Source organism: Pseudomonas sp. CAU 1711, assembly GCF_039888625.1.
Taxonomy (GTDB): Bacteria; Pseudomonadota; Gammaproteobacteria; order Pseudomonadales; family Pseudomonadaceae; genus Aquipseudomonas.
In genome coordinates this window covers 53,712-76,766 of record NZ_JBDQQT010000007.1, presented here as the reverse complement: position 1 = coordinate 76,766, position 23,055 = coordinate 53,712, and the positions used below count along the sequence as shown (strand labels likewise).

22 protein-coding genes and 1 riboswitch are annotated in these 23,055 nt (G+C 68.2%); of the genes, 11 read left to right on the top strand and 11 right to left on the bottom strand.

Translation table 11 applies throughout. The features are described 5' to 3' along the window. Window positions 1-3 precede the first annotated feature (3 nt). The gene (locus tag AAFN46_RS09590; protein WP_347808456.1) at window positions 4-738 is read right to left on the bottom strand and encodes a transporter substrate-binding domain-containing protein; all 735 of its coding nucleotides are present in this window, start codon (window positions 736-738) and stop codon (window positions 4-6) included. 141 nt (window positions 739-879) lie between these two features. Here AAFN46_RS09590 and grxD point away from each other — a divergent pair, with 141 nt between their 5' ends. After that, window positions 880-1,209 (top strand): Grx4 family monothiol glutaredoxin, encoded by a 330-nt coding sequence (grxD, locus tag AAFN46_RS09585; RefSeq protein ID WP_347808455.1) that lies wholly within the window; start codon window positions 880-882, stop codon window positions 1,207-1,209. 174 nt (window positions 1,210-1,383) lie between these two features. On the opposite strand, the gene AAFN46_RS09580 is transcribed toward grxD, so the two are convergent. Continuing rightward, window positions 1,384-4,491, bottom strand: a complete 3,108-nt coding sequence (locus AAFN46_RS09580) for a transglycosylase domain-containing protein (RefSeq protein WP_347808454.1) — start codon at window positions 4,489-4,491, stop codon at window positions 1,384-1,386. 169 nt (window positions 4,492-4,660) lie between these two features. Here AAFN46_RS09580 and AAFN46_RS09575 point away from each other — a divergent pair, with 169 nt between their 5' ends. Then, the gene (locus AAFN46_RS09575; protein ID WP_347808453.1) at window positions 4,661-5,071 is read left to right on the top strand and encodes a VOC family protein; all 411 of its coding nucleotides are present in this window, start codon (window positions 4,661-4,663) and stop codon (window positions 5,069-5,071) included. Between the two features lie 2 nt (window positions 5,072-5,073). On the opposite strand, the gene AAFN46_RS09570 is transcribed toward AAFN46_RS09575, so the two are convergent. Both AAFN46_RS09570 and metR read right to left on the bottom strand, forming a co-directional pair. Continuing rightward, window positions 5,074-5,850: a transporter substrate-binding domain-containing protein gene (locus AAFN46_RS09570; RefSeq protein ID WP_347808452.1), complete on the bottom strand. Its 777-nt coding sequence runs from the start codon at window positions 5,848-5,850 to the stop codon at window positions 5,074-5,076. A gap of 42 nt (window positions 5,851-5,892) precedes the next feature. Beyond that, window positions 5,893-6,813, bottom strand: coding sequence for a transcriptional regulator MetR (gene metR / locus AAFN46_RS09565; RefSeq protein WP_347808451.1), 921 nt, complete (start codon window positions 6,811-6,813; stop codon window positions 5,893-5,895). 111 nt (window positions 6,814-6,924) lie between these two features. Here metR and metE point away from each other — a divergent pair, with 111 nt between their 5' ends. Beyond that, entirely contained in the window at window positions 6,925-9,231 is a 2,307-nt protein-coding gene (metE, locus tag AAFN46_RS09560; protein WP_347808450.1) for a 5-methyltetrahydropteroyltriglutamate--homocysteine S-methyltransferase, read from the top strand. A gap of 180 nt (window positions 9,232-9,411) precedes the next feature. On the opposite strand, the gene AAFN46_RS09555 is transcribed toward metE, so the two are convergent. The 3 genes from AAFN46_RS09555 to AAFN46_RS09545 form a co-directional block, all read right to left on the bottom strand. Continuing rightward, on the bottom strand, window positions 9,412-9,927 hold the full coding sequence (locus AAFN46_RS09555) for a SprT family zinc-dependent metalloprotease (protein WP_347808449.1): 516 nt from the start codon (window positions 9,925-9,927) through the stop codon (window positions 9,412-9,414). Window positions 9,928-10,002: 75 nt separating this feature from the next. Further along, the gene (locus AAFN46_RS09550; protein ID WP_347808448.1) at window positions 10,003-10,602 is read right to left on the bottom strand and encodes a Yip1 family protein; all 600 of its coding nucleotides are present in this window, start codon (window positions 10,600-10,602) and stop codon (window positions 10,003-10,005) included. A gap of 167 nt (window positions 10,603-10,769) precedes the next feature. Then, window positions 10,770-11,360, bottom strand: a complete 591-nt coding sequence (locus AAFN46_RS09545; RefSeq protein WP_347808447.1) for a DNA-J related domain-containing protein — start codon at window positions 11,358-11,360, stop codon at window positions 10,770-10,772. An 86-nt stretch (window positions 11,361-11,446) separates the two neighbouring features. Here AAFN46_RS09545 and ttcA point away from each other — a divergent pair, with 86 nt between their 5' ends. Further along, a complete protein-coding gene (gene ttcA / locus AAFN46_RS09540) occupies window positions 11,447-12,274 on the top strand; it encodes a tRNA 2-thiocytidine(32) synthetase TtcA (protein WP_347808446.1) in 828 nt (275 codons plus the stop codon). Window positions 12,275-12,374: 100 nt separating this feature from the next. Here the strand turns inward: ttcA and AAFN46_RS09535 are convergent, their stop codons facing one another. From AAFN46_RS09535 to cbiE, 3 genes are read right to left on the bottom strand one after another with little or no spacing between them, the layout of a single operon-like run. Beyond that, window positions 12,375-13,088 (bottom strand): (2Fe-2S) ferredoxin domain-containing protein, encoded by a 714-nt coding sequence (locus tag AAFN46_RS09535; protein ID WP_347808445.1) that lies wholly within the window; start codon window positions 13,086-13,088, stop codon window positions 12,375-12,377. Beyond that, window positions 13,085-13,819, bottom strand: a complete 735-nt coding sequence (locus AAFN46_RS09530; RefSeq protein WP_347808444.1) for a cobalt-precorrin-6A reductase — start codon at window positions 13,817-13,819, stop codon at window positions 13,085-13,087. The genes AAFN46_RS09535 and AAFN46_RS09530 overlap by 4 nt, the downstream gene beginning before the upstream one ends. Continuing rightward, the gene (gene cbiE / locus AAFN46_RS09525) at window positions 13,816-15,018 is read right to left on the bottom strand and encodes a precorrin-6y C5,15-methyltransferase (decarboxylating) subunit CbiE (RefSeq protein ID WP_347808443.1); all 1,203 of its coding nucleotides are present in this window, start codon (window positions 15,016-15,018) and stop codon (window positions 13,816-13,818) included. Before cbiE ends, AAFN46_RS09530 begins: the two co-directional genes overlap by 4 nt. 53 nt (window positions 15,019-15,071) lie before the next feature. Further along, window positions 15,072-15,268: riboswitch (cobalamin riboswitch) on the top strand. Window positions 15,269-15,356: 88 nt separating this feature from the next. On the opposite strand from cbiE, the gene cobG reads away from it, so the two are divergent. The 7 genes from cobG to AAFN46_RS09490 all read left to right on the top strand — a co-directional run bounded on the left by cobG (window position 15,357) and on the right by AAFN46_RS09490 (window position 22,100). Next, on the top strand, window positions 15,357-16,652 hold the full coding sequence (cobG, locus tag AAFN46_RS09520; RefSeq protein WP_347808442.1) for a precorrin-3B synthase: 1,296 nt from the start codon (window positions 15,357-15,359) through the stop codon (window positions 16,650-16,652). Then, complete coding sequence (locus AAFN46_RS09515) at window positions 16,649-17,275, top strand: precorrin-8X methylmutase (RefSeq protein ID WP_347808441.1); 627 nt, start codon at window positions 16,649-16,651, stop codon at window positions 17,273-17,275. Before cobG ends, AAFN46_RS09515 begins: the two co-directional genes overlap by 4 nt. After that, window positions 17,272-18,018: a precorrin-2 C(20)-methyltransferase gene (locus AAFN46_RS09510; protein WP_347808440.1), complete on the top strand. Its 747-nt coding sequence runs from the start codon at window positions 17,272-17,274 to the stop codon at window positions 18,016-18,018. Before AAFN46_RS09515 ends, AAFN46_RS09510 begins: the two co-directional genes overlap by 4 nt. Window positions 18,019-18,189: 171 nt before the next feature. Beyond that, entirely contained in the window at window positions 18,190-19,839 is a 1,650-nt protein-coding gene (gene cobJ / locus AAFN46_RS09505; protein WP_347808439.1) for a precorrin-3B C(17)-methyltransferase, read from the top strand. A gap of 106 nt (window positions 19,840-19,945) precedes the next feature. Then, window positions 19,946-20,515 (top strand): type IV toxin-antitoxin system AbiEi family antitoxin domain-containing protein, encoded by a 570-nt coding sequence (locus tag AAFN46_RS09500; RefSeq protein ID WP_347808438.1) that lies wholly within the window; start codon window positions 19,946-19,948, stop codon window positions 20,513-20,515. Beyond that, window positions 20,502-21,401, top strand: a complete 900-nt coding sequence (locus tag AAFN46_RS09495) for a nucleotidyl transferase AbiEii/AbiGii toxin family protein (protein ID WP_347808437.1) — start codon at window positions 20,502-20,504, stop codon at window positions 21,399-21,401. Before AAFN46_RS09500 ends, AAFN46_RS09495 begins: the two co-directional genes overlap by 14 nt. Window positions 21,402-21,488: 87 nt before the next feature. Continuing rightward, on the top strand, window positions 21,489-22,100 hold the full coding sequence (locus tag AAFN46_RS09490; protein WP_347808436.1) for a LysE family translocator: 612 nt from the start codon (window positions 21,489-21,491) through the stop codon (window positions 22,098-22,100). A gap of 4 nt (window positions 22,101-22,104) precedes the next feature. Here AAFN46_RS09490 and AAFN46_RS09485 read toward each other — a convergent pair whose 3' ends face one another. Further along, entirely contained in the window at window positions 22,105-22,674 is a 570-nt protein-coding gene (locus AAFN46_RS09485) for a flavin reductase family protein (protein ID WP_347808435.1), read from the bottom strand. Between the last annotated feature and the right edge of the window lie 381 nt (window positions 22,675-23,055).

Sequence of the window (23,055 nt, the reverse complement as noted above, 5' to 3'; positions counted from 1 at the left end):
GAGCTACAGGTGCACGCCGTAGCGGGCGTAGATCCGCTCGATGGTGCCCTGCTGCTTGAGCTGGATGATCGCCGCGTCCAGCCTGTCCAGCCAGGCCTCGTGCTTGGGATGGATGCGCATGCTGACGTCGTATGAGCTGATCACGTCGCCGATCTTCAGCTGGCGGTAATCCGCAACCTGCAACAGGTTGTACTGGGCGACTGCCTTGTTGACGATGACCTGGTCGAAGCGCGATTTGGCCAGCATGCCCAGCAGTTGCTGCTCGTTCAGGCCGTTGCGGCGATCCAGTTGCCCGGCGGCGATCAGCGGGGCCAGTTCGGGGTAGGCGTAGCCGCGCACCATGCCCACCGACTTGCCGCGCAGGTCCTCGGGCTGCCTGACCGAGAAAGCCTTGTGCGGGGCGAACACCAGCACGTCGACCACCTTGCCGAAGGGCGCCGAGAACAGCCCGGGCGTCGCCTGCTTCTGCACCCAGCCGGGGTAGACGCCTGGCTCGATGTCGAGCTTGCCCTCGTTGAACAGCAGGCCGATGCGCGGGTAGGGGTAATACTCGATGTCGAAGCGGTCGCCGGTGAGCCTGGCCAGCTCATCGAAGATGTCCTGGTAGATGCCGCTCCTGTCCTGCGCGATCATCATCGGCGGATAGTCGTAGAAGCCCACCGTGAAAGACTCGGCGAGGGCGCCCGGCATGGAGCAGGTGAAGCACAGCGCGCATGCCGCCCGGGTCAGCCACTTCACGATGTTGCCCTCGCTCGATTTTGCCCCAGCATAGCCGGCAGAGGCGGGATGCGGCCATCCCCGAGCCCGCCGCTGGGTCTTTCGTGTACAATCGGCCCACCGTGCCCGGCTCAAACCGGGAAAGTTCAGTCGAGGTGAGTCGTGGATATTATCGATACCATCAAAGAGCAGATCGCCAACAACACCATCCTGCTGTACATGAAGGGTTCGCCGAACGCCCCGCAGTGCGGTTTCTCCGCCCGCGCCGCGCAGGTGGTGATGGCCTGTGGCGAGAAGTTCGCCTATGTGGACATCCTGCAGAACCCGGAAATCCGCGCCAACCTGCCCAAGTACGCCAACTGGCCGACCTTCCCGCAGCTGTGGGTGGGCGGCGAACTGGTCGGCGGCAGCGATATCCTGGTGGAAATGTTCGAGAAGGGCGAGCTGCAGACCCTGATCAAGGACGCCGCCGAGAAGGCCAAGGCCGAGTAAGCCGAGCCGCTGCACCCGAAAGCCGATGCGCCTGCATCGGCTTTTTCATTTGTGCCCCGCAAGGGTCGGCTGCGTAGGCTGGCGGGCCGCGCGGGTAGAGGCGCGTAGCGCGAGACCTGGTTGAGGCTGCGCTGGGTTTCGCTGTGCTCTACCCAGCCTACGGGGTGCGCTGGGTTATAACAGGCGCGCCTGCGCCGGTGCGGGCGGTGCGCCGCAACCGGTCTGCCCGGTCGGCTCCAGGTAGGGCGTGAGGATGGGCGCCATGCCCTTGAGCACCTGCACCGGCAGCGCCGAGGTGAAGCGGAACTTGTCCGCCGCCTGGCCGGGCACGAAGGCGGTGAGGGTGCCGAAGTGGCGCGGGCCCAGGTAGAAGACGAAGGTGGCGGTGCGGTTCAGCGCCCGCGAGCTGATCACGTGGCCGCCGCGGCTGGTGCTCTCGATGCGGTTGTCGCCGGTACCTGTCTTGCCACCGAGCACCAGCGGGGTACCGTCGGCCAGCTGGAAGCTGCCCTGCAGGCGCCGCGCGGTGCCGGCCTCCACCACCTGTGAGAGGGCGCCGCGCAGAGCCGCCGCCACCGCCGAGGGCAGCACCCGCACGCCGCGCTGGCCGTCCTGCTGCAGATGGGTCTCGTAGGGCGTGTCGGCGGCGAAGTGCAGGCTGGCGATGCGTACGCTGGGCTGACGGATGCCGTCGTTCTGGATGATACCCATCAACTCGGCCAGTGCCGCCGGGCGGTCGCCGGAGCTGCCGATGGCAGTGGCCAGCGACGGCACCAGGTGCTCGAAGGGGTAGCCCAGGCGCTGCCAGCGCTGGTGGATGTCGAGGAAGGCCTCGACCTCCAGCATGGTACGGATGCGGCTGTCGCGGGCGCTGCGGTGACGGGTCTTGAACAGCCAGCCATAGACCTCCTGGCGCTCGTCCGTGCTGGCCGCCACCGCTTCCTTGAAGCTGGCCTGCGGGTTTTCGATCAGGTAGCCCAGCAGCCACAGCTCCAGCGGGTGGACGCGGGCGATGTAGCCCTGGTCCGGCAGGCTCCACACGCCCGGGCCGTAGTCCAGATAGAGACGCTCAAGTTTCTTGTCGGTGAGCTTCTCGTTGTTGGCGTGGGCCTTGATGAAGGTGGCGAACGTGGCCTGGTCCACCTCCGGCATCAGGTAGCGGTGCACCGCGGCCAGGCGCACGGCGGTCGGTCGCAGGCCGTCGAGGAAAGTGTCCAGTCGCTCCTGGGCGTTCTTGCCCTGATACTTGCGCCAGAAGCGCAGCAGGAAGGTGGTGCCCTCGCGGTCGGCGAAGCGCTTGAGATAGTCGGCGCGCAGCGGGTGCTTGTCGTCCTGCAGCAGGGCGGCGCTGTTGCTCTCGCCGTGGTAGGTGCTGTAGCGCACCAGATCGCGCAGCAGGCGGATGAAGGGCAGGTTGATCGACTCGCGTAGGGCCTCGCGCAGGGTGGGGATGCGACCGTTGTCCTCGCGCTTGAAGTTGCTGAAGGTGTGCGCGCCGCCGCCGGTGAAGAAGGTCTCGTAGGGGCTGGCCGAATACTTGCGCTCCAGGGCCTGCTCCAGCATTTCGGGCAGCGCCAGATCGGGCGCGGCGATCAGGCGGTCGAGCGCCCAGCGGGTCAGATGGTCCTGCGGGGCCACCTCGACCTTGCGCAGCGCCTCGGGGCTCTGCCCGGCGTAGAGGTTGTGTAGCTCGGCGATCACTTCCAGGTAGGTGGTCAGCACCCGCAGCTTGGCGGTCGAGCCCAGCTCCAGCTTGCTGCCCTCGTTGATGTCGAAGGGCTGGTCGGTGCTGTCGGTCTGCACCCGCACCCGCGCGCCGTCCGGGGTGCGTTCGAACAGGGTGAAGCTGTAGCGCACCTCGGTGGTCTTCTCCGGCGACAGCAGGCGCTCGCCGTACAGGCCCACCTGCCCGGCGAACTCGGGGTCGGCCAGTTTGCGCAGGTAGGCACTGGCCTGCTGCTGCAGCTCGGCGTTGAGCGTGCTGGTGGCGGACAGGTCGAGGCGGTCGAGGTCGTACAGCGGCATGTTGAGCAGGCCGGACAGGCGCGAGCGGGCCACACTGATGCCCTTGTTGCCCTCCACCGGCTGGATCGCCGGATTCTGTTGCAGGTCGCGGAAACTCAGCTTCTGCGCCAGCGCCGCGTCGCGCAGGGCCCAGTCGATCACTCCGCCGCTCGCCAGCACGCGGATATGCGCCTCGGTCAGCGTCTCCAGTTCCTTGCGGCCTTGGGCCAGATAATAGGAGGGGCGCCGTTGGGCGATCATCAGTGCCAGCACCTGACGCAGCGCCAGGCCGCGCTCGGCGCGGCTGGCCAGCGGCGTGCGGGTCGGATCGAGCAGGGCGTTGACCCGCGCGAAGTCGGCGCCGAACCACACCCGCAGGCCATCGGCCAGGCCGTGCACCTCGCCGTGCCCGGGGGCGGCCGAGAGCGGCACGCTGTTGAGGTAGTCGCGCACTATCTGCTGGCGCGCAGCGAAGGTCTGCGGGCCCTGCCGGTAGGCGCGCACGCTGGCGGAGACCATCTGCCGCAGCTTCTCCATGGCCGACAGGGTCAGGCCGTCCGGCGAGTGGCGGTACTTCTCCAGCTGGGTGGCCAGGGTGCTGCCGCCGGCCGACTGCTCCTGCAGGGCGAAGTTCTTGCCGATCTGCGACAGGGCGGCCTTGGCGAAGCGTGGCCAGTCCACCGCGGGGTTGGCCAGTGGCTGTTCGCGGTCGAGCAGATAGCGGTTCTCGATGAACAGCAGGCTGCTGACCACCAGTGGCGGGATGTCGTCGAAGCGCGGGTAGAGCTGCTGCGGGTAGCGGAACAGGTAGAGCGGCTCGCCGCGGCAGTCGGCGATGGCCAGGCCGGTCTGCATCTTCTCGGTGAAGGGCGGAAAGAAGCCGTGTTCGGCGTAGCGCAGCAGCGCGTCGGACTGACGGGCCTGGGCGCTGATCAGGAAATGCCGCTGCTGCAGGCGCTCCAGCAGCAGCGGCAGGTGGGCATAGCCCAGGCGCTTGTCGAAGGGGCCGTCGTCGGGGAAGGCGATGCTGGCGCTGGGGCCGGGTTCGACCCGATAGGTGAGGCTGGCGGCCAGGCGGCTGAACTCGCGGGCCTGCAGGCGCGAGGTGGTGATCTCGCGGTGCGCGAGTATGCCGGCGGCGATCAGGGCGATGACCAATAGCAGCCAGATAAGGCGGCCCCACCTGCGGCGCCGTGGGCTTTTCGGCGATAAAAGCGGCTCAGGGCCGCTCACGGGGAGCGCAGTCTGGGGTGTCTCTGATTGCCATATAACGCCCATGTTCGACCGGCCTGGCTGTCAGTTGTGCTCTCTTGTTTCAAGCTTAGCCGGCCTGGGGCGAGGTCGGACTTTTTGTCGTCGACGACGAACGGCGACAGTCCCTCCCGAGGCAGCTGCTTCACTGTGGCGGGGCGCCGCGGTCGCGGCGAAACGATTAGGGAGAACCACCATGGATCAGGCTTCCACTCTCATTCCCTGCGTGCTGTATCGCGACGCGCCGATGGCGATGGCCTGGCTATGCCAGGTGTTTGGCCTGCGCGAGCAGCTGCGCGTGCCGGGCGAAGGCGGCAGCATCCAGCACGCCCAGCTGGTGCACGGCGGCGGCATGCTGATGCTCGCTTCCCTGAAAGAGGGCGAGTACGGCCGCCACCTGCGCGACCCTCGGCAGGTCGGCGGCAATACCCAGGGCATCTATCTGCTGCTGGCGGATGTCGATGCCGCCTACGCGCGGGTGCAGCAGGGCGGCGGCGAGATTCTCATCCCGCTCAGGGACGAGGAGTACGGCGGGCGTGGCTTCACCTGCCGCGATCCGCAGGGCCAGCTGTGGAGCGTCGGTAGCTACGACCCCTGGGCCGAGTAGGCTCAGGGGTGCTGGGCGGCGCCGTAGAACTCGCTCCAGATCGCCGCGTAGCGACCGTTGCGCCTGAGCTCGGCCAGGCCGTGGTCGAACAGCTCCAGGTAGTGGAGGTTCTCCTCGCGTTGGCGGGAGAAGATCAGGTGGTAGTCCCAGCGCTGCAGCGGCGCGGTGCTGGCCAGGCTGTCGCGCTCGCGCGGGCTCAGGCGGCGGTTGATCAGGTAGGTGGCGGAGCCCTTGACGATGTCCAGGGCGTCGATGCGCCCGGCGGCCAGTTTGCGCAGGTTGGTCATCTCGTCGCCGCCTATCTCGTAGCTCACCCAGCCGAGCCGCTCCGCCTCGGCCAGCACCGGCGACTTGGCCGAGCCCAGCGGCAGGCCGATGCGTAGGCCGCGCAGGCGCTGGCCGGCCTGTTCCAGGCTGCCGTCCCAGTGCAGCGGCCTGGCCTTGTTGTAGAACAGCACCACCTCGTCGCTGTAGAGCACTTCGGAGAACCAGCAGTCGCGCTCGCGCTCGGGCGTCTTGCCCCACACCGCCGAGGCGTGCCAGCGTCCGCGGCGCACTTCCTCGTAGGAGCGCTTCCAGGGAAAGAAGCCGTATTCCACTGTTACACCCTGGCTGGCGAAGACCTCGCTGATCAGGCGCGGCAGTACGCCGTTGCCCGGCTGGCCGGCACTGATGAAGGGTGGCCACTCGCCGATGGTGATGCGCAGTGTCTCCTCCGCCCAGGCTGCACGGGGCAGCAGGGTGCAGAGCAGCGCCAGGACGAGCGCATAGCGACGCATGGACCTTCCTCGCGGTGGGCGTTACCCAAGCAAAGCACAGTCTCAGCCGCGCGCGGCGCTGACGCCCTCCAGGGTGGCGAAGGAGGTGTCCTTGGCGGTGAGCAGGAAGTCGCGCATGAACGGCGCGTCCAGCATGTCGGCACGGATGGCGGCGAACAGCGTGCAGTACAGGCCCTTCTCGCCGAGGCGCTTGGCGGTGACGTAGCCGCGCGAGCTGTACTCGTGCAGCGCCCAGTTGGGCAGGCTGCACACGCCGCGGCCGCTGGCCACCAGCTGCATCATCATCACCGTCAGTTCCGAGGTGCGCACCTGCGCCGGCTCGATGTCGGCCGGTTCGAGGAAGCGGGTGAAGATATCCAGGCGATCGCGGTCGACGGGGTAGGTGATCAGGGTTTCCTTCTCCAGGTCCTCGGGGAGGACATAGGGCCGGCTGGCCAGGGCGTGCTGGTTGGCCAGCGCCAGCAGCGCCTCGTAGGTGAACAGCGGCACGTAGGTGATGCCGGCCAGCTCCACCGGGTCCGAGGTCACCACCAGGTCGAGGTCGCCGCGCGCCAGGGCCGGCAGCGGGGCGAAGGAGAAGCCCGAGGCCAGGTCCAGCTCCACCTCCGGCCAGGCGTCGCGGAACTGGTCGATGGTCGGCATCAGCCACTGGAAGCAGCTGTGGCACTCGATGGCCATATGCAGCCTGCCCGCCGTCCCGCCGGCCAGGCGCGCCAGGTCGCGCTCGGCCGCGCGCAGCTGCGGCAGCAGGCTGTCGGCCAGCTGCAGCAGGCGCAGGCCGGCGCTGGTGAAGCGCACCGGCTTGGTCTTGCGCACGAACAGCTGCATCCCTAAGCGCTCCTCCAGTTCCTTGAACTGATGGGAAAGCGCTGACTGGGTCAGGTGCAGGCGCTCGGCGGCCTCCACCAGGCTGTCGGTCTCGCGCAGGGCGTGCAGGGTCTTGAGGTGGCGCAGTTCCAACATGAGTGAGTCTCAATGAATAAAACTTGTGATGATCACGAATATGTTGAGTTTGTCTCATGAGGCGGCCGGTGTCGAGAATGTGTGCCATTGACGAACACTGGAGATGGACCCATGGCACTGGCACACAACCTCGGTTTCCCGCGCATTGGCCGCGACCGCGAACTGAAGAAGGCCTTGGAAGCCTATTGGAAGGGCGAGCTCGACGAGGCCGGCCTGCGCGCCGTCGGCCGCGAGCTGCGTGCCGCCCATTGGCAACTGCAGAAGGACGCCGGCATCGAGCTGCTGCCGGTCGGCGACTTCGCCTGGTATGACCAGGTGCTGACCCACTCGCTGACCTTCGGCGTGATCCCGGAGCGCTTCCATGTGCACGGCGGCAAACCGACCCTCGACACTCTGTTCGCCATGGCCCGTGGCGTTTCCGCCAACAAGAGCAGCCAGGACAGCTGCTGTGGCGGCGCCCATGCCCAAGAGATGACCAAGTGGTTCGATACCAACTACCACTACCTGGTCCCCGAGTTCAGCTTTGATCAGCGGTTCGCCCTGAGCTGGGAGCAGCTGTTCGAGGAGGTGGAGGAGGGCAAGGCCCTGGGCCACAGCCTCAAGCCGGTCATCATCGGCCCGCTGACCTACCTGTGGCTGGGCAAGTGCAAGGGGGGTGAATTCGACAGGCTCGATCTGCTCGAGCGCCTGCTGCCGGTCTACGGCGAGATATTCCGGCGCTTGGCCGCCCAGGGCATCGACTGGGTGCAGATCGACGAGCCGATCCTCGCCCTCGACCTGCCGCAGGACTGGAAGAACGCCTTCGAGCGCGCCTACAACCTGCTGCAGAGGGAGCCGGGCAGGAAGCTGATCGCCACCTACTTCGCCGGCCTGGAGGACAACCTCGGCCTGGCCGCCGGCCTGCCGGTCGATGGCCTGCATATCGATCTGGTGCGCGCACCGGAGCAGTTCCCCAGCATTCTCGACCGCCTGCCGGCCTACAAGGTGCTGTCGCTGGGCGTGGTCAACGGCCGCAATGTCTGGCGCACCGACCTGGAGAAAGCCCTGAATGTGCTGCAACAGGCGCAGGAACGCATCGGCGCGCGTCTGTGGGTGGCGCCGAGTTGCTCGCTGCTGCACAGTCCGGTCGACCTGGGCCGCGAAGACCAGCTGGATGCCGAGCTGAAAAGCTGGCTGGCCTTTGCCGTGCAGAAGTGCCAGGAAGTCGCCGTGCTGGCCAGGGCCCTGCGCGAGCCGCAGGCCGCCGAGGTGCGGGCCGCGCTGGCCACGAGCCGCCAGGTACAGGCCAGTCGCGCCGCCTCGCCGCGCATCCACAAGCCGCAGGTGCAGGCGCGCCTGGCTGCCATCACGGCAAGCGATAGCCGGCGCCAGTCGCCGTTCGCCGAGCGCATCGCCAGGCAGCGCGCGCTGCTCGACCTGCCGCCGTTCCCCACCACCACCATCGGTTCCTTCCCGCAGACTTCGGCGATCCGCCTGGCACGTCAGTCGTTCAAGGCCGGCAAGCTGTCCGCGGCCGAGTACACCGAGGCCATGCACGCCGAGATCCGCCATGCGGTGCAGATTCAGGAACAACTGGGACTGGACGTGCTGGTGCATGGTGAAGCGGAACGCAACGACATGGTCGAGTACTTCGCCGAGCAGCTGGACGGCTACGCCTTCACCCGCTTCGGCTGGGTGCAGAGCTACGGCTCGCGCTGCGTCAAGCCGGCGCTGATCTATGGCGACCTGAGCCGGCCCAGGCCGATGACCGTGGCCTGGATCGAGTACGCCCAGCGCTGCACCGACAAGGTCATGAAGGGCATGCTGACCGGCCCGGTGACCATGCTGATGTGGTCCTTCCCGCGCGACGATATCTCCCGCGAGCAGCAGGCGCGCCAGCTGGCCCTGGCCATTCGCGACGAGGTGGTCGATCTGGAAGCCGCCGGCATCAAGGTGATCCAGATCGACGAGGCCGCCTTCCGCGAAGGTCTGCCGCTGCGCAAGGCCGGCTGGCAGCACTATCTGGATTGGGCCACCGAGGCCTTCCGCCTGGCCGCCTGCGGCGTGCGCGACGAGACGCAGATCCACACCCACATGTGCTACAGCGAGTTCAATGACGTGATCGAGTCCATCGCCGCCATGGATGCCGACGTGATCACCATTGAGACCTCGCGCTCGGACATGGAACTGCTGCGCGCCTTCGAGGCCTTCGACTATCCCAACGAGATCGGTCCGGGCGTCTACGACATCCACTCGCCGCGCGTGCCGGACAGTGCCGAGATGGCCCAGCTGCTGCGCAAGGCCGCGCAGTGGGTGCCGGCCGAGCGGCTGTGGGTCAACCCGGACTGCGGCCTGAAGACCCGCGCCTGGGCGGAAACCGAGGCGGCGCTGGTGAACATGGTGGCTGCCGCCCGTCAGTTGCGCGCCGAGCTGGCCTGATCGCCGGGCTTGCCGCCAACTCCTGAAACTCTCACCCACCTGTGGGAGAGGGGCGCTTCGGCCAGCCCGAACATCTTGTTTTCTGTAGAGCGAGCTCTGCTCGCGAAGCAAGCAGCTACGGCGTTTCGCGAGCAGAGCCCGCGCCTACGAATGTGTTGTTCCGCGTGCAGAGTTTGGCAGCTACTCGACCCGCTGTTCGCCGCTGTACACCAGGGTCGCCTTGCAACGCCGGCAGAAGTAGCGCCGGCCCTTGCGCACCAGGCCATGGCGCTGGGCGGAGAAGGGGAACTCGCCATCCGGGCAGCTGCACAGGTAGAGATAGCGGATGGCCTGGCGCCGGCTCACCTCATAGCTGTGGCAGCGATCCGGAGGCAGTTCGTAGACGCCGCGCATGATCAGCTGCCATTCCTCGCCATGCGGCTGGATGCGCGGGCCGAACAGCTGGTGCGCGACCAGGTGCGCCACCTCGTGGGCCACCGTCTGCTGGAGGAAGTGCTCGCGGTTCTCCGCATACAGCTTGGGATTGAAGCGCAGCAGGTTCTCGTTGAGATGGGCGACGCCGGCCTTCTGCCCGCGCAGCCTGAAGCTGACCTCGGGGCGGGGGAAGGTGCGTTTGAAGAAGTTTTCGGCCAGCTGGTAGCAGGCCTCGACGCGGGCATGGAGCAGTTCGGGCATGGCGCGATTATGCCGGGCCAAGGCGCGCCCTGAAACAGGAAGCCGCCCGAAGGCGGCTTCTTGTGGCGGCAGGCCGGGGATTTCTAAACAAGAATCTCAGCTGGTATACACAGGGCCTACGCCGAAGCCCCAGAGGATCACCGAGCAGGCGATCATCGCCACCAGCACCACCAGGCCGACGGCCAGGACCGAGCTGGAGAACATGAAGCCTTCGTCCTCGGGTATGCCCATGAAGGTGGGAATGCCGGCGTACAGCAGGTAGACCGTGTAGCAGATCGCCGCCGTGCCGATGAACATGCCTAGCCACAGGCTCGGGTAGAGCGCGGCGACGCCGCCGACGAACAGCGGGGTGGCGGTATAGGCGGCAAATACCACGCACTGGGTCAGGGTCGGGTTGGAGTCGTAGGTGCGCGCCATCCAGTGGATGAAGCCGCCCATCACGGCCACGCCGGCGAGCATCGCCAGGTAGGACATGAGGGTCATCTGCATCGCGCTGGTCGTGGTGAGCTTGACCGGGTCGCCGTCGCCGACCGTCCAGCCCACCTCGGTGGTGCCGAAGTAGGCGCACAGCGCGGGGATGGCAGCGAGAATCAGCACGTGGGTCAGGTACATGTGGCTGATGCTTTCCTCTTCGCCACGGATTTCCTGCCACTCCTGGTCGGGATGGGTGAAGAGCCCCCAAACATGGTGGATCATGCGGACACCTCCTCTTGTTATTGTCGATCGCCCCCGAGCGTAGCGCCCGGCGCGCGTGATCAGCGGCGCCGGGTGCAGGCCGAATTAGCTGCGACCGTATGCCGCAGTATAGGGGAAGGGCGGAGCCCGCGTGAGCCGTGGCTTTAGAGCGAATCGCTCTCTGTAGGTCAGCCGTAATAGCGCTGCAGTATTTCCATCGCCAGGTTGATCGACTGCAGGCGGCTGGTGCTGCCGCCTCGGTCCGGGTGGTGCTGGCTGACCAGCTGGCGGTAGCGCAGCTTGATCGCAGCCAGATTCAGGGCGCGGTCGCCGTCCAGCTCGAACAACTCCAGCGCCGCGCGCTTCTCGTCGCCACCCTGCATGCGCGTCCAGAAGCTGGCCAGCAGTTTCTCCACGTCGTCCTCGGTGGTGTCGCGCAGGTTGGCCAGGTCCAGGTAGTAGTCGCGCAGCGGGTCGTGCTCGGCCAGGCCGCTGGCGCCGGGGCGCCAGGGCTGCAGCTGCACGCACAGCGGGCTGATGTGCAGATGGGCCTGCTGCTGGCCCCACAGGCGGTCGCGCAGCAGGTACAGGGCGTTGAACAGCAGGAAGTGGGTACGGAACAGCACCAGCTTGTCGGCCAGGCCGAGGTGCGGGATATGCGTGGAGTGACGGGCCTTGAGCTGCTGGATCAGCTGGAATTCGCTGATTCCGGCCGGTTCTGCCTGCAGCAGCTCATGCAATTGTTCGGACAGATCGAGACTGGGATTGAGATCGTTCATCCGTTCAGCCTAACACGGGCTGCCGTGCGCGCCCTTTGTGCGTAAAATAGCCAGCTTTTCGTCTTCGCCCCGGATCGTCCAGCACCATGCCCAGCACCCTCTCGGTCAACCAGAACAAACTGCAGAAGCGCCTGCGCCGCCAGGTCGGCGAGGCCATCGCCGACTTCAACATGATCGAGGATGGCGACAAGGTGATGGTCTGCCTGTCCGGCGGCAAGGACAGCTACACCATGCTCGATATCCTGCTGTACCTGCAGAAGGTGGCGCCGATCAAGTTCGAGATAGTCGCGGTGAACATGGACCAGAAGCAGCCCGGCTTCCCCGAGCACGTGTTGCCGGCCTACCTGGAATCCATCGGCGTGGCGTACCACATCATCGAGAAGGACACCTACTCGGTGGTCAAGGAGAAGATCCCCGAGGGCAAGACCACCTGCTCGCTGTGCTCGCGCCTGCGCCGCGGCACCCTGTACACCTACGCCGACGAGATCGGCGCGACCAAGATGGCCCTCGGTCACCACCGCGACGACATCCTCGAGACCTTCTTCCTCAACATGTTCTACGGCGGCACCCTCAAGGCCATGCCGCCCAAGCTGCTGTCCGACGACGGCCGCAACGTGGTGATCCGCCCGCTGGCCTACTGCCAGGAGAAGGACATCGAGGCCTACTCGGCGATGAAGGAATTCCCGATCATCCCGTGCAACCTGTGCGGCTCGCAGGAGAACCTGCAGCGCCAGGTGGTCAAGGAGATGCTTACCGAGTGGGAGCGCAAGAGCCCGGGCCGTACCGAGATCATGTTCCGCGCCCTGCAGAACGTGGTGCCGTCGCAACTGGCCGACCGCAACCTGTTCGACTTCCAGAGCCTGAAGATCGACGACAGCGCCACGCCGCGCTTTCTCGATGTGATGAGCCTGTGATTCATGGGTCCCTCTCCCGTTTACGGGAGAGGGTTGGGGAGAGGGCATAGGTACTCACCCTCTCCCCCGCCCCTCTCCCACCCGTGGGAGAGGGGAGCTGCTAATCGCGCATAATCAGCTCGGGCACCGCGCGCTCCTCGACGAAACGCTCCCGTACCAGACGCTTCACCTCTTCCGCATTGCGTATGCGGTACCACTCGCCGCTGGGGTAGAGGCTCAGGGTCGGCCCCTGATCGCAGGGAAACTGGCACTGGGTGCGGGTGATATGCACGCCATCCTCGGTCTCCAGGCGACCGGCCGCCTTCAGTTCCTCGCGCAGCAGCTTCCATAGCGGCAAGGCGCCGCGCCGGGTGCAGCGCGGGCCATTGCACAGCAGCACCCGATGGCGGTGCGGCGGGATGCACGACCAGCTGTGGCGCTGCGGCAACTGCGGCACGTCCACGCAACCCAGATGACGCTCGGGCTGTTCGATCAGCTCGGCCAGCGCCGCCAGGTTCTCGGCATTGCCGGCGCAGACGAACAGCCGGTCGGCGTGCTCGCCGGCCAGGGCCTGCAGCTCGCCGCGCAGCCAGTCCAGCTGCGGGCTGCCGCCCAGCGGGTCGAGGTCGACCAGCAGCAGCGGCAGCTCGCCGCTCTCCAGGCACTGGCGCAGCCGTGCCCACAGTTCGTCGTAGCCGGCGTTTGTATCGAGCAGGTCGTCCAGCACGGCGGCGCCGAACTGCTCGGCGAACTGGCGGCGGGTCAGTTCGGCGAAGCTGCCCTGGGCCAGGTCGGGGCCGACGAACAGCACGCGGGCGTAGTTTTCGGTGTTCATGGGTTCTCTCGCAGCAGCGGCCGCAGGGCCTGCCACAGTTCATCGGGATCGGCGAAATGGCGCTGCACCGCCGGCAGTTCGGGACGCGCCAGCAGCAGCACCGGCAGGCCGCGCTCGCGGGCCACCTGCAGCTTGGCCTCGGTGGCGTTACCGCCGCTGTTCTTGCTCACCAGCACATCGAAGCCTGCGGCGGCGAACAGCGCGCGCTCCTCGTTTAGCTCGAACGGGCCGCGGGCGGCGATGCAGCGCGCGCGTGGATGTTCGGGCTGGGCATCGAGCAGGCGCAGGGTCCAGTGCTGGTGCGCGGGAATCTCGTCGAGATGCGCCAGCGGCTCGCGGCCGAGGGTGAAGAAGGGCTTGTGGAACGGCTGCAGCGCCCGGACCAGCGCGGCCCAGTCGGCCACCTCGCGCCAGTCGTCGTCGGGCCCCGGCTGCCAGTCGGGACGGCGCAGCGCCCAGCAGGGCACGCCGGCCAGGTGCGCGGCGGAGGCTGCATTGGCGCTGATCTGTGCGGCGTAGGGATGGGTGACGTCCAGCAGCAGATCGAAGCCTTCGCTGCGAATGAAATCGGCCAGGCCCTCGGCACCGCCGAAACCGCCCACTCGAATCTGACAGCTCAGATCGCCGGGCACCTTGCCCAGCCCGGCCAGGCTGTACAGATGCTCGGGGCCCAGGCGGCGGGCCAGGCGCAGCGCATCGCCGACGCCGCCGAGCAGCAGCATGCGGGTCATGGTTTGTGCACGTGCAGCAGGGTGATCGGCAGGGCGCTGCGCCAGGTGTCGAAGCCGCCCAGCGCCTGTGCCTGGGCCACGGCGATGCGGGTCAGCTCGCCGCCATGCTGTTCGCGGAAGGCCACCAGCATCGCCTCGCTCTGCAGGGTCACGGCATTGGCGATCAGCCGGCCGCCGGGCTTGAGCGCTTGCCAGCATTGCTCCAGCACGCCGGGCACGGTCACGCCGCCGCCGATAAAGATGGCGTCGGGCGCTTCCAGCCCGGCCAGGGCTTCGGGCGCCTCGCCGGCCACCAGTTGCAGCTGCGGCGCGCCGAGGGCGTCGCGGTTATGCGCGATCAGCTGCTGGCGGCCCTCGTTGGCCTCGATGGCGATGGCGCGGCAGCTCGGATGGCTGCGCAGCCACTCGATGCCGATCGAGCCGCAGCCGGCGCCGACATCCCACAGCAGCTCGCCGGGGCGCGGCGCCAGGCGGGCCAGGGTGATGGCGCGCACGTCGCGCTTGGTCAACTGGCCGTCGTGGCGATAGGCCTCGTCGGGCAGGCCGACGGTCAGCGGCAGCGGCTGCACGCCGGCATCGGCGCGGCACTCGACGGCCAGCAGATTAAGTGCGGCGACTTCTTCCACATTCCAACTGGCGGCCAGGCCATCGATGCGCCGCTCCAGCGGCCCGCCGAGGTGCTCCAGCACGCTCAGGCGGCTGGCGCCGAAGCCGCGCTGGCGCAGCAGGGCGGCGAGGGCGGCGGGACTGCCGCCGTCGTTGCACAGGATCAGCAGGCGCTGGGCTTGATGTAGATGCGCAGTAATGCTGGCCAGCGGGCGCGCCACCACCGACAGCAGGGTGACCTCCTGCAGCGGCCAGCCCAGCCGCGCGGCGGCCAGGGAGTAGGAGGAGGGCGCCGGCAGCACCAGCATCTCGCGTTCACTCACCTGGCGCGCAAGGCTGGCGCCGACGCCATAGAGCATGGGGTCGCCGCTGGCCAGCACGCAGGTCGGCGTGCCGCGCCGCTGCAGCACCGGCTCCAGGGCGAAGGGGCTAGGCCAGGCCTGGCGCGGGGCGCGGATGCACGGCGGCAGCAGCTCCAGCTGGCGCGGCGCGCCGACGATGCACTCGGCCGCCAGCAGCGCGCGCCGCGCCGCCTTGCCCAGGCCGGCATAGCCGTCTTCGCCGATTCCCACCACCGTCAGCCACTGCGCCATCGGCGCCTCCTACCTGTTGTCGAGACGCATGTCGCTGCGCCGGGCAAAGCGGGCATAATAGCGCCTTCGTCGGTGCCCGGCCCCCCATGGGGCATATGCGGGCCTAAGAGGGAACACGGTACAAGCCGTGGCTGCCCCCGCAACTGTAAGCAGCGAGTCGCTCCACATCCGCGCCACTGAGTAATCGGGAAGGCCGTGGGGCGGCGAGGACCTGTCAGCCAGGAGACCTGCCGACGACGCAGTCGCGAGTGCCAACATCGGGCGGGGTGTACCGATGCCGAGGAAGCCCCCGGGCTTGCTCTGGTCCGGTCGCCGCGTCGTTTTTTGTCGGTGACCGTTTGAAACCCGCTGCCCCTGCCACCTCCGCTGCGCATCCCTCGGCTTGCCCGGGGCTGTGGCGCGTCGTACCCGCACGCGACGGCGGCATCTGCCGGGTCAAGCTGCCCGGTGGCCTGCTCAGCAGCGCCCAGGCCCGCGCCGTGGCCGAGGCCGCGCACCTGTGCGGCAACGGCGTGCTGGAGCTGACCAACCGCGGCAACCTGCAGATTCGCGGCGTGCGCGAGGCATGCCAGGACCAGCTGCTGCGGCGCCTGCTGGCCGCCGGCCTGGGCCCGCGCGACCCCGCCGCCGACGATGTGCGCAACCTGCTGCTCAGCCCAGCCGCCGGTCGCGACTCGGCCGCCCATCTCGATACCCGGCCGCTGGCCGAACGACTGCTGGCGCTGCTGCAGGACCGCCCCGAGTTCCACGGCCTGTCCGCCAAGTTCGCCCTGCAACTGGACGGCGGCGAGGCCCTGGCCATGCTCGACCACCCGCACGATATCTGGCTCAGCGCCTTGCCCGGTGGGCAGCGCCTGGCCTTCGGCCTGGCCGGCAGCCCGCGCGACGCCGCGCTGGGTGCGGTCGCGGTCGCCGACGCGGTACCACTGGTGGAGGCGCTGCTGCGCCTGTTCCTGCGACAGGCCGGCGAACATACGCGCATGCGCCAGCTGCTGGCCGAGCGGCCGCTGGCGGCATTTCTCGCCGATCTGCCCGTGGCGCTGGAGTCCGCTCCGGCGCGGCCGGCACGCCTGCGGCAGGAGGGCCCGCCGCTGGGCGTGCATGCCCAGGTCCAGGCAGGATTGGTGATGCTGCTGGCCGGCGCGCCGTTGGGGCGACTGCAGGCCGAGCAGCTGCAAGCCCTGGCCGAACTGGCCGAGGCCGAAGGCAGCGGCGAACTGCGCCTGACACCCTGGCAGGGCCTGCTGCTGCCGGATGTGCGGGCCGAGCGCCAGGCCCGGGTGGCCGAGGCCATGCAGGGCATCGGCCTGCTGCTCGATGCCCGCGCGCCGCTGGCCAGGATGCTCGCCTGCAGCGGCAGCGCCGGCTGCGCCAGGGCGGAGGCGGACACCAAGGCCGACGCCCGGCGCCTGGCCGAGCGCCTGGCGCCGGGCTGCGCCCAGGTGCATCTGAGCGGCTGCCCGCGCAGCTGCGCCGCCGCCCATGTCGCGCCCTACACCCTGCTGGCCCGGCCCGGCGGGCGCTACGACCTCTATCGACGCGAGCGGGGGCAGGCCGGGTTCGGCCGCCCGCTGGCGTCGTCCCTCGACATCGACCAAGCCGGCGACTGGCTCGCCGCAGGAACGCCCGAATGATCGATTACATCCGCGATGGTCAGGAGATCTATCGCCAGTCCTTCGCCACCATCCGCGCCGAGGCCGACCTCGGCGCGATTCCCGCCGACCTGGAGAAGCTCGCCGTGCGGCTGATCCACGCCTGCGGCATGGTCGACGTGGTGCAGGACCTGCGCTTCTCGCCCGGTGCCGGCGCCGCCGGCCGCGCGGCGTTGGCCAGCGGTGCGGCGATTCTGTGCGACGCGCGCATGGTCGCCGAGGGCATCACCCGCGCGCGCCTGCCGGCGAACAACCCGGTGATCTGCACCCTCAACGAGGCGGACGTGCCGCAGCGGGCCCGCGAGCTGGGCAACACCCGCTCGGCGGCGGCGCTGGAGCACTGGCGCGAGCACCTGGAGGGCAGCGTGGTGGTGATCGGCAACGCGCCCACCGCGCTGTTCTACCTGCTGGAGATGCTCGACGCCGGCGCGCCCAAGCCGGCGCTGATTCTCGGCATGCCGGTGGGCTTTATCGGCGCGGCGGAATCGAAAGACATGCTCGCCGCCGACAGTCGCGGCGTGCCCTATGTGATAGTGCGTGGCCGCCGCGGCGGCAGCGCCATGGCCGCCGCGGCGGTCAACGCCCTGGCCACGGAGGTGGAATGATGCGCAAGGGACGTCTGCTCGGCCTCGGCGTCGGCCCCGGCGATCCGGAGCTGATCACCCTCAAGGCTCTGCGCCTGCTGCAGTCGGCGCCGGTGGTGGGTTACTTCGTGGCCAAGGCCAAGGCCAGCAAAGGCCAGGGCGGCAACGCCTTCGGCATTATCGAGGCCCATCTCACGGACGAGCAGCGCCGGCTGCCGCTGGTCTACCCGGTGACCACCGAGAAGCTGGCGCCGCCGCTGTCCTACGAGGACGTGATCGCCGACTTCTACGACACCTGCGCCGTGCAGATCGCCGCCGAGCTGGACGCCGGCCGCGACGTGGCGGTGATCTGCGAGGGCGACCCGTTCTTCTACGGCTCCTACATGTACCTGCATGACCGCCTGGCCGAACGCTACGAAGCCGAGGTGGTGCCCGGCGTGTGCTCCATGCTCGGCTGCGCCTCGGTGCTCGGTACGCCGCTGGTGTACCGCAACCAATCCTTGAGCGTGCTCTCCGGCGTGCTGCCGGAAGAGGAGCTGGAACAGCGCCTGCGCCATGCCGAGGCGGCGGTGGTGATGAAGCTCGGGCGCAACTTCGACAAGGTGCGCCGGGTGCTGCAACGCCTCGGCCTGGCCGAGCGTGCCCACTATGTGGAGCGCGCGACCATGGACAACCAGCGCATCGTGCCACTGGCCGAGGTCGACCCGCTGGCCTCGCCCTATTTCTCCATGATCCTGGTGCCGGGGGAGCAGTGGCGTGGTTGATTCGATAAGCACAGTCGTTCCTCCCCAGAGCGACCGGTGGAGAGGGCTGCTCCGGACAGCTCGCAGTATCTTCGGCGCACGGCGTGCCATTGGCTCCCTCACCCCAGCCCTCTCCCGGGGGGAGAGGGGGATACACGAGTTGTTTGGTGGCCTGAGTGGTAGGTGGTCAGCATGAATCCAGCTCCCGCCATCGTTATTCTCGGCCTTTCGGCTCTAGAGACCGCGTGCCGTATACAGCAGCGCTATCCCGAAGCGCGCATTCATGGCTTGAGTGGGCGCGTCGATGCAGTCGACGAGAGCTACCGCGAGTTCGCCGAACACCTGCGCGACCTGTACCGCGCCGGCACGCCGATCGTCGCCCTGTGCGCCGCCGGCATCGTCATTCGCAGCCTGGCGCCGCTGCTGGCGGAGAAGGGCGCGGAGCCGCCGGTGCTGGCCCTGGCCGAGGACGGCAGCGCCGTGGTGCCGCTGCTCGGCGGCCTGGCCGGGGTCAACCGCCTAGCCCGCGAGCTGGGCGAATGGCTGGCGGTGGCGCCGGCCATCACCACCAGCGGCGAGCTGCGTTTTGGTACCTGCCTGCTCGACCCGCCGCAGGGCTATGCCCTGGCCGATCTGGAGCAGGGCAAGCGCCTGGTCAGCGACCTGCTCGGCGGCGCGCGCTTGCGCGTCGAGGGCGAGGCGCCCTGGCTGCAGCAGGCCAATCTGCCGCTGCATGCCGAGGGCGAGCGCTGCCTGCGCATCGACGTGGCGGCCGACCGAGGCGGCGACGCCCTGTTGATCCACCCGCGCCAGTTGCTGGCACGCTGCACCGAGCCCGACGCCGGGCAGGTGCGCGCCGTGCTGGCCGAGGCCGGCCTGGCCGAGGCGGCGCTGGCCGCGCTGCTGGTCGGGGGCGCTGGCCGCGCGCTGCCGTCTGCCGAGCGGGCGGCCGCCGAACTGGAGGTGCCGCTGCGCTTTATCGACGCGACGGCCGCGCTGCCGCCCGCCGTTTACGAGGCGCCGGGGCTGAGCCTGCATCTGGCCGATAGCCCGCAAACCGCCGCCGCGATCGGCCGCCCGCGCGGGCGCCTCAGCGTGGTCGGCATCGGCCCGGGCTGCGCCGAGCTGCTGGCCCCGGCCGTGCGCCGTGCGCTGGACGAGGCCGAGGACGTGCTCGGCTACGAGACCTACGTGCGCATGGCCGGCCCCTATCGCCAGGACCAGTGCCTGCACGCCAGCGACAACCGCGAGGAACTGCAGCGCGCCGCCCATGCCTTCGAGCTGGCCGCACAGGGCCGGCGGGTGGTGATGCTGTCGTCCGGCGACCCCGGCGTGTTCGCCATGGCCGCCGCGGTGATGGAGGCGCTGGAGGCTTCGAGCGACGCGCGCTGGCAGGGCGTCGAGCTGGAAGTGCTGCCCGGCATCTCCGCCGCCCTGGCCACCGCCGCCCGCGCCGGCGCGCCGCTGGGCCACGACTTCTGCCTGATCTCGCTGTCCGACAACCTCAAGCCCTGGGCGGTGATCGAGCGGCGCCTGCAGCACGCCGCCGCCGCGGACCTGGCCATGGCCTTCTACAACCCCATCTCCAGGGCCCGCCCCTGGCAGCTCGGTCGCGCCCTCGACCTGCTGCGCCAGCAGCGCGAACCGCAGACCCTGGTGGTGCTCGGCCGCGACATCGGCCGCCCGGCCGAGAGTCTGCGCGTGCTGACCCTGGGCGAGCTGACGCCGGAGCTGGTGGACATGCGCACCCTGGTGATAGTCGGCTCCAGCCAGACCCGGCGCTTCCCGCGCCAGGGCGGCGGCGACTGGGTGTATACGCCGAGGTGGTATCCGCAGGAGTAGGTTATCTCAACGGAAAGTGATGTTTTTCGTGATTTTCCGTTGAGTTCTATCGGGCCTAGCTTTAGGTTAAATGACAGTAAACGTTACTTTCCGTAGAGCCATCGTCATGGGTCCAGTTCGCGAGCACCTCCAGCCCATCCGTCGCCTGTATGCCGGCCTGGACGATCTGGCATCTCCCGAGCGCTATCTGTTCACCCCCTCGGACATTCGCACGCTGGTACCGGACATATCCGCCGAGGCCTACCGGGCCCTGCTCAGTCGGGCCGCCAGGGATGGCAGGCTGGAGCGGGTCTGCCGTGGTCTGTATTTCTACCGTCCGGCGAGGGCCAACACTGGGTCGCTGCTGTTTCATGCCGCCGCTCGCCTGCGAGCGCAGGAATTCAACTACATCAGCCTGGAGACGGTGCTCAGCGATGCCGGCGTCATTTCGCAGGTTCCGCTGAACTGGATCACCCTCATGTCGTCCGGGCGCAGCAGCCGCATCGCCTGCGGCCGTTGGGGCACCATCGAGTTCGTGCATACCCGGCAGAAACCGCAGGACCTGCTCGACCAACTCGACTATGACAGGCGTTGCCGGCTGTGGCGGGCCAGGCCGGCTCAGGCCATGCGCGACATGAGGGTGGCGAAGCGGAATCTTGACCTGATCGACTGGAGTGCCGCCAATGAACTTGTTTGATCGTCTGGTTGATCAGGCCCTCACCCAGAATGCCGAGCTGGCGAGCCTGCGCGTCGTAGTGGAAAAGGAGCTGCTGCACCACGACATCCTGTTGGCGCTGAGCGAGGCCGGTCTGCTGGAGAGGCTGTGTTTCATTGGCGGCACCTGCCTACGGGCCTGTTACGGCTCCAATCGTCTGAGCGAGGACTTGGACTTCACCGGCGGCAGCGATTTTCGCCGCGAGGATCTGGCCCAGCTGAGTACCACGCTGATCGACAAGCTGCAGAGCAAGTACGGGCTGCTGGTGGAGGTCAGCGAACCGAGCAAGGAGACAGGCAATGTCGATACCTGGAAGCTGCGAATCCAGACTCGCCCCGAGGCCAAGCATCTTCCGGCCCAGCGCATCAATATCGATGTCTGCGCCATCCCCACGCACAGGAGCCGGCCCCAGACCCTGCGCAATCCCTATGGCGTCGACATGGGTACCCAGGGGCTGATCCTCAATGCCGAGACGCTGGAGGAGATCTACGTCGACAAGATCCTGGCTTTCGTCCTGCGCCGTGGGCGCATCAAGAACCGCGACCTCTGGGATCTTTTGTGGTTGAAGCAGCAAGGCGTGCAGCCGGAGCTGCAGCTGCTGCCGATCAAGCTCGACGACCATCGAGTGCCTGTGCAGGACTTTCTGGCCAGGGCCGGTGAGCGTATGGCTGCGCTGGCCTCGGACCCTCAGGTTAAGCAGGACTTCCGCAATGAGATGCAGCGCTTTCTGCCTCCGCGCATCGTGGCCGAGACGGTGCACAGCGACAGGTTCTGGGATTATCTGGCTGCCGAGATTCCTGCCCTGGTACGGCAGGCCGTGGAGCGACTCGGGGGCGCTGCGCCAGCGGCGGAAGGGTTCCTTATGTAGCCAGGGCCCTGAGCCTGGCCAAGGCACCGTGTTCCGTTATGTGGAAGCCGGTCCCTTTTGATTGGTCATGCTGCAAGGAGATTCACGATGGCCTTCGACCTCTGGCTGATCTACCTGGTCGCCACCCTCGGCCTGGCCCTGACGCCCGGCCCCAACAGCCTGCTGGCCCTGACTCACGGCGGCCTGTACGGCGCGCGCCGGGCCCTGGCCACCATCCTCGGCGGGGTGGTCGGCTTCGGCCTGCTGATCGCCCTGGCCATGTTCGGCCTCAGTGCGCTGCTCAAGGCCGTGCCGGCCGCGCTGTTGGCGCTCAAGTGGCTCGGCGGCGCCTACCTGATCTGGCTCGGCGTTCAGCTCTGGCGCACCCCGGCGCTGCTGCCGGGCATGGCCCTGGGCGCGCCACAGCCGGCGCTGCTCGGCCTGTTTCGCCAGGGCCTGCTGTCGGCGCTGTCCAACCCCAAGGTGATCTTGTTCTACGGCGCCTTCCTGCCGCAGTTTCTCGACCCGCAGCGCGGCCTGCTGGTGCAGTTCGCGGTGATGGCGGCGACCTTCGCCGTGGTGGGGTTCCTGGTCGAGCTGGCCCTGGCGCTGCTGGCCTTCCGCGTGCGGCCCTGGCTGCAGCGCGGCGGCCGCGCCTTCAACCGCTGCTGCGGGCTGCTGTTCGTGCTGCTCGGCCTGGCTCTGCCGTTGGCGCGCTGAGCGCTCAGGCCTTGAGCGCCTCGCCGATGGCGTAGAAGTGCCCGCCGGCCACGTGGTGCAGGCTGCGCCAGGCCGGGTCGGCGTCCTCGAAGTGCCAGCGGCCGTCGTGGAACACCCGCTCGTCCGCCCAGGCGCCGACCACCTCGCCGATGAACAGGTCGTAGGCGTTCTGGTTGTGCGGCTCTGCGATCAGCTCGCAGGCCAGCCAGGCCGAGCAGCCGGCGACGAAGGGCAGGTCGTGTCCGGGCATCTCGAACAGCTCGACGCCGGCCTTGGCCAGCTTGTCCGGATCGTCCTTGAGGCTGTGGTTGCCGACTGTGTTGGTCAGCTGCAGCTGCGCCGCGGTGGGCACCTGGATGACGAAGCGGCCGCTGCGTTCGAGCAGTTCGCGGGTACGGGTGGCCTTGTCCAGTACCACGGTGAGTTTGGGCGGGGAGAAGTCGAGCACGCAGGCCCAGGCGGCGGCCATGACGTTGTCGATGCCTGCGTGACGGGCGGAGACCAGGACAGTCGGGCCGTGGTTGAGGAGGCGGTAGGCCTTGGCTAGGTCGACGGGTTTTTGGTGGAGGTTCATTGCGTGGTTCCTGACTGCGAGGTTGGGGGCGATGCTCGCTTGTGGGGCTGGGGTTCGGCAACTGAGTTGGCTTCTGTTGGTGTTCGTTGGCCGGGTGTTGTGTTGGCTGGGGCAGTGGTTCCGCCCTGCTGGGCGGGTTCCTTTTGGCAGTCGCCCGGATGGCCGGCCCCGCCAAAAGGAACCCAAAGGGCTTGCCCCCTACATCCGGCCCCGCCTGCGGCGGGGTGACCAGCCTTCGGCTGTTACTTCGTTTCCCTCACTCCATCACTGCTCCAGGGGCACGCGCCGAAGGGCCATCCCTGCCTAGGCGGCCCCGGCCATCGTCGCTCTCGCGGCATCCATGCCGCTCAACCCCTTACACAATGATTCCGTTCGGCCTCC